The following is a 5,633-nucleotide window of genomic DNA, read 5'->3' as shown; positions in this document are numbered from 1 at the left end:
AAGCTCCTGCTGCGTCTGCCCATCCAGCTCAATCGACTTGGCGACCCGCATGGCATCACACCCCCTTGGCCATCGGAGTATGCCTTCGAGCGAAAGTTCAACTAATTCGCGCGCACTACACTAGGAGCAACAACCGCGCTTGTGGAAGCAACAGCGATTGGCCAAATCCAAAGGAATCGAACTTGCTTTCTCTCCATTGAAAGAGAGTACTCATTCCCCCGTTCGTCGAAGAGCCTTGTGCGCCCAATGTCATCAGGCTCAATAGCGTCAACTGCCGACTCAAAGGAGTTATAGGCAGAAACGTCTACGCCATCTTCAATGACAAAGTAACGCATGCTTGATCAAAATCGATGGCACATGTTGGTATCAGTGGACTTCGTCTCCCAAGGTCGGTGGCGCCCTATACCTTGCCCTGGAATCGTGCTGCCTTGGCCATCTGTTCCCCGTCTATGATAGTGAGGCCAACGCCCAAGATCATGCCCCGTACGATTACCCCAAGGGGCGGCGCGGAAGTCATCGCCGAACTTATATTCACGGCCGGTAATAATGTCTCTCAATAGAGGCCCTGCCACTCTCGTAACCCCTGAATAGCCTGCTGCTGCTCCTGCAGCCGCTGTAGCCATCCCCGCTGCTGCTGCGGCATTACCGGGCGCGCCAAACGTGGCGGCCTCTGCCAAAGTCGTATCGCGTCGAGCCCCACCAATCGTAGACATGATCAGCATCCCTTCAGGATCGATAAAAGAAACTGGATTACCTTCGACATATAGGTAGACGTCATAGCTGTAGTTCACCCGGCTGCCGCTCGGGTACGTGATGGACGTCAGCTTGTCCATGGCCGTGCCGCTGTCGCCCCAGCCGTACCCCACCGTGAAGGTCTTGGTGCCGATGGTGACCGTCTTGCCCGTCAAGCGCCCCAGCGCATCGTGCGTGTAGACGGTCTGGCCCGACTCGTCCGTCATCTTCGTCAGCTCGCCCTTCTGCTTGGCCACGCCGCTCGGCCCGCCGTCGTATTCGAAGGCTGTCGCCGTGCCGGTCGGGTAGCTGATGTTGGTCAGCCGGTCCAGGTTGTCGTAGGTGTAGCTGGTCTGCTTGCCGCGGGCGTCGGTGCTGCTCAGCACGTTGCCGTTGGTATCGTAGGTGAAGGTGGTGGTGTTCGTGTCCGGGCTGCTCTGGGTGGTGACGTTGCCCAGCCCGTTGGGGGTGTAGCTGGTGACCAGGTTCCTCGGGTCGGCCACGCTGGTGAGCCCGTCAGCCAGGTTCCAGCCCAGCTGCGTCACCGTGGGCGCGCTCGATCCCGTGTTGGGCGGCTGCTGGGTCTGGATGGCCCGGCCCAGGCTGTCGTAGTAGTAATACGTGGCCAGCCCGTTGGGGTCCACCACGGTGTTGACGCGGCCCATGGCGTCGTAGCCGTATTGCCAGGCCATGCCGCTGCGGGCGTTGATGGTCAGGCTGACCGCACCGGCACTGCTGGCCGTGTTGTTGGCGTCGCCGGCGTAGGCGGCCGTGATGCTGTGGCTGCCTTGTGCCAGGTTGTTCAGCCCCAGCGTGGCCGCCCCGCCCGTGACCGCCGCCGTGCCGATGACGGTGGCGCCATCGCTGAAGGTGACGGTGCCGGAGGGGGCGTAGCTGCCGTTCACCCGCGCCATCAGCGTGACGTTCTGGCCCTGCGAGGCCGGGCTGGGCGTTGCCGTCAGCGCCAAGGTGGTGCTTGCCTGTGTGACACTTTGGCTGAGCGCGCTGGAGGTGCTGGCCGCGTTGCCGACATTGCCGGTGTAGACCGCCGTCAGGCTGTGGCTGCCTGCGGGCAGTGCCACCGCGTAGCTGGCCGCGCCGCTGCCCAGCATGCGGGTGGCCAGCGTGGCGGATCCATCCTTGAAGGTGATTGTGCCGGTCGGGCTGCTGCCCGTGACCGTCGCCGTCAAGGTGATGTTCTGGCCTGCTGCCGCGGGGTTGGCGCTGGAGCTCAGGGCGGTGGTGCTGGCCGGCTGCGCCTGCGCGGCCAGCATCGGCAGCAGCAGTGCGGCCATGAGGATGCCGCGCAGCACCCACAGCATGCGGCGCGCTGCCGCTACCGCCTTCGTTTTGTCTTGCTTCATCCCCTGCTCCCCGTTTTCTTTGTTGATTGCGTTCACTTGGGCGCTCCCACCGCTTGCTGCAGGCGGTTCAGCGCATCGAACGAGCGCGCCACTGTGCGCTGCAGCGTGCCTGTCGGGTCGCGCACTTCTTCGGCAATCCGGTTGCCCGCGTTGTCCAGCGTGTACGCCACCGCATTGCCCCGCGCGTCCGCCGCGCCCACCAGCCGGTGCGCCGCGTCGTAGCTGTAGCTCAGAGTCGTGCCGTCGGGCTGGCTCACCTGCGTGAGCTGGCCCGCGTCGTCGTAGGTGTAGGTCGTGGTGCGGGCACTTCCGCCAGGCGCCGTCGTCGCCACCGTGTTCACCCAGCCCCGGGGCGTGTAAGTGATGTCCGTGACAACCCCCTTGGCATCGGTCATCTGCCGCACCCGGCCTGCGGGGTCGTAGGCGTTGAAGGTCGTCACGTGGCCCGCAGCGTTGGTCATCGTCTGCAGATCGCCTGGGCTGCGGCCCAGGTCCGCCGCCCCAGGAGCGGCATGCGAGAACTCCTGCGCTGGCGGTGTGAAGTTCGCGACATATCGGGCCACGCCGCGTGTTATCCGCAGGTCGTCGATGTACCCGTTGTACGCCCGCCCCCCGTTTCCGAACGTCAGGTCGTTGCCCACGACCAGCGCCCGGTCCGTTCCAGTGAACGCAAGCGGACTCGTTGCCGTGGCCACCTGCGTTCCGTTGTCGAACAGGCGGTGAACGTTGCCATTGCGCGTCCAGGCAATGTGATGCCACGCACCGTTGCGGTGCCCGGTCCCGCTTGCCGACATGAAGGGCGACGACACGTTGTAGTCGCCCCAGTACACGGTGAGCGGACCGCCGGAATCGCCGTTGAGCTGCAACGCGAAACCTCCGGCATAGGGCGACCGCCCCCAGTCGCGCGACAGCAGGGTCGCATTCGACGTCGATTGGGTGGTGCTGATCCACAGCTCGATGGTGAAATCTTCCGATTCCAGGTCCAGGTCCGGCGACGCCGGGACCGTCAGGTAATCGCCCACACCATCGAAGGCAATCGCAGCCCCGCCGAACTTGCTTTGGGTGGCGCTGGTCTGCGCGTCCCCGGAGCGGTTGATGCTGCGGTGCGCGGGCGCGTCGTCTGTGATAGGCGCCGAATTTCCCTGCCCGTTGCCGTGCAGCAGCAGGGTGACCGCACCGATGTAGGGGTCGGGACTGCCGCCGTTGAATGCACGGTCCGTGTAGTAAGCGTAGCTGGTCGTCCGGCCGGCCGGATTGGTCGTGGTGAGCATGCGGCCGGAGGCGTCGTACGTGAACGAGGTCGTCCGCGCCGGGACCGAGCTGTCCACCGCACCACTGGCGAGCAGCGCCTGCTCGATCTGCTTGCATACGCGGGGCAAGGACTTGCCGTTCTGCATCGCCGGCGCCGGCGTGCAGGTGGCAGTCGTGTTGCTGTTCAACGGATCGGGCTGGCCCTGGTAGACGGTTGTCTCCTTGCGCAACGGCTGCGTCACTTCCGCAGGCAATGCCCAATCCGGATGCCAGGTGGTGGTTATTTTGCGGGCGCCCGCCGGCAGCGTCGCGCCCATGCTCAGCACGGTGGCGCAGGAAGCCTGGTTGCCGAGCCCCTCGACGCGCACGGTCTGGCGGTTGCTGGCGTCGTACGCGTAGCAGGTTCTTGCACCGGTGAAGTCGTCCCTGGACAGCACATTGCCCGCGCTGTCGTACGTGAGGCCGCTGGACGACGCACCGCAGCCGGAGCCGGCCGGCTGGCTTTTGGTGGCAAGCCGCGGGACGCCGGCGACCTTGACCGGCTCGAGTCCGAGCGTCTGGCCGTTCGGCTGCGTGACCGTGACGCCCGAGGCCAACTGCCAGCTGAGCGTGCGGAACAGCGTGTTTTGCTGCGCGTCGTAGTTCTCCGTCAGCACGCGCAGGGGGGCACTGCCGTAGCTCACGCTGTATTTGGCGACGCCGCCTGCGTACTCGGTGCTGATGGCGCGGCCCTGGCTGTCATAGGCGAAGGTGGCGTACCGGGTGCCGTTTTCATCGGTCTTGCCAGTGAGCGCCCACGGGAAGCTTGCGTTCTCGTACAGGAGCTGAAGCACCTTGGCGTCGGCCCAGGTAACGGAGGCCAGGTTGCCGGCCGCGTCGTAGGCCAGGGCAGCGGCGCGCCCGTCCGGACCCACGATCTGGGACACTCGGCCGTTTGCGTGGGTGAGCCGGATCGTTCGGCCGTCGCTGGCTTGCACCCACGCGAGCTTCCCACCCTGGTAGCTGAAGACCAGTTGCGTCCCGTCCGTTTTTGCGAGTGACCTCAGCATGCCTGCGGCATCGAAGGTTTCGACCACGCCGGATACGATGTCCGTGAACCGGAAGCCGCTTGGAATGGTGGCGAGCTTGTGCGGGTTGTCCGTCGCTGCGGTGAAGACGCCCGTGCCGTCGCCCTCGAAGATGAGGATCTTGCCGTCGCCGCGGGTGAGAAGTGCCTTGCGCACGTCCGGAGACAGCAACAATCTGCGGTGCAGGCTGGAAGTCCACAAGGCTCCGAAAGCCGACTGTTCCAGGAGCAAGGAGGGCGCGTCGACCTGGTCTGCGGGAACCTTGCCGGTCGAGTCGTAGGTGAGCGTCAGCCCGACGCCACCAAGCACGATACCGGTATCGACGGAGTCACGCTTCGCCCCCGTGGCGGCATCGATCGGATTGCCGAAGTCCGTCGGACCGCTCCCCGAAGGGCATCCGTTGCCCTTGTGGACTTCCGGCTGCTCGTTGACGGGCACGCACGTTTGCGCAGGCGTGCTGTAGACGCACATGTCGGTGTTGCCGTCAATGGTGGTGTTGGGCGGGCATTGCGGATTGACGGGAAGATTCGAGAAAACACCCGAGTACCCGTTTCCAGAGCCCGAGCAGTGCCACTGCGTCCCTTGCTTCATCGCGCTGGTGAATGTGTAGCCGCTGTTCGGTGTTTTCCTGGAACAGGCGATCTGCGGCGTCGGTCCGGTGGTTCCGCCCTCCACCTCCACCCAGTGCGTAGGCGATTCGCTGGTACGGGAGAACTGGGTGAACCCGCCCCCCTTTGCTCGCGTACCCCGGCTTGCAGGTCCAGGTTTCCGTTGCCGCGTCGTATGTGGAATTGCGGGGATAGCTCGGCGTGCATTGGCCGGTTGCGGGATCCACGCTCTTGCCGGCCTCGCACTCACCCGTTGTGAACACCTGGATGTTGCTGTAGTGGCCCACGTAGTGATCGCCATGGCCCGAGCAGTACATATTTCCGTTGACGACCATGTAGCCGTCGATCACGTAGTGCTCGGCGGTCGGGATGATCGGGTAAGCGACGCATGCCGACAGGGGGTCGGGATACAGGCCGCTACCGCCGTATACACCGTACTGCACGGCCGCATGCGCTGCGCCGGCCTGCAGCAGCAGGATCGGCACTGCTAGTGTGGTGCGCGCCTCTGTTCTGTACTTATCGTGAGATCGCAGCCAATGCAGCCTTGGCTCTGGTGACCTTGGCCAGGATGTCCGAAGCACTGGCTGTCCAGATGAATGGTTTGGGGTTGT

Annotated in this window: 3 protein-coding genes; all 3 read right to left on the bottom strand. The window is 64.7% G+C overall.

The features are described from left to right. Positions 1 to 341 precede the first annotated feature (341 nt). Genes H0U68_RS19090 through H0U68_RS19080 form a run of 3 tightly spaced genes read right to left on the bottom strand, consistent with a single transcriptional unit; the run spans position 342 to position 5,507 of the window. Positions 342 to 2,132 carry an Ig-like domain repeat protein gene (locus tag H0U68_RS19090; RefSeq protein ID WP_296358487.1) on the bottom strand — a complete coding sequence of 597 codons (1,791 nt, stop codon included), beginning with the start codon at positions 2,130 to 2,132 and terminating at the stop codon, positions 342 to 344. After that, positions 2,129 to 5,005, bottom strand: coding sequence for a LamG-like jellyroll fold domain-containing protein (locus H0U68_RS19085; RefSeq protein ID WP_296358486.1), 2,877 nt, complete (start codon positions 5,003 to 5,005; stop codon positions 2,129 to 2,131). The genes H0U68_RS19090 and H0U68_RS19085 overlap by 4 nt, the downstream gene beginning before the upstream one ends. Further along, on the bottom strand, positions 4,899 to 5,507 hold the full coding sequence (locus tag H0U68_RS19080; protein WP_296358485.1) for a hypothetical protein: 609 nt from the start codon (positions 5,505 to 5,507) through the stop codon (positions 4,899 to 4,901). Before H0U68_RS19080 ends, H0U68_RS19085 begins: the two co-directional genes overlap by 107 nt. Positions 5,508 to 5,633: the final 126 nt, after the last annotated feature.

It is taken from the genome of Ramlibacter sp. (assembly GCF_013697775.1).
Taxonomy (GTDB): domain Bacteria; phylum Pseudomonadota; class Gammaproteobacteria; order Burkholderiales; family Burkholderiaceae_C; genus Ramlibacter.
The sequence above is the reverse complement of the archived record's forward strand: the minus strand, read 5'-3'. Positions and strand labels throughout refer to the sequence as shown.

What these genes read in the sequence shown, in the direction of transcription:
- H0U68_RS19085 (WP_296358486.1), bottom strand. Translation starts at nt 5,005, where the DNA reads ATGAAGCAAGGGACGCAGTGGCACTGCTCGGGCTCTGGAAACGGGTAC.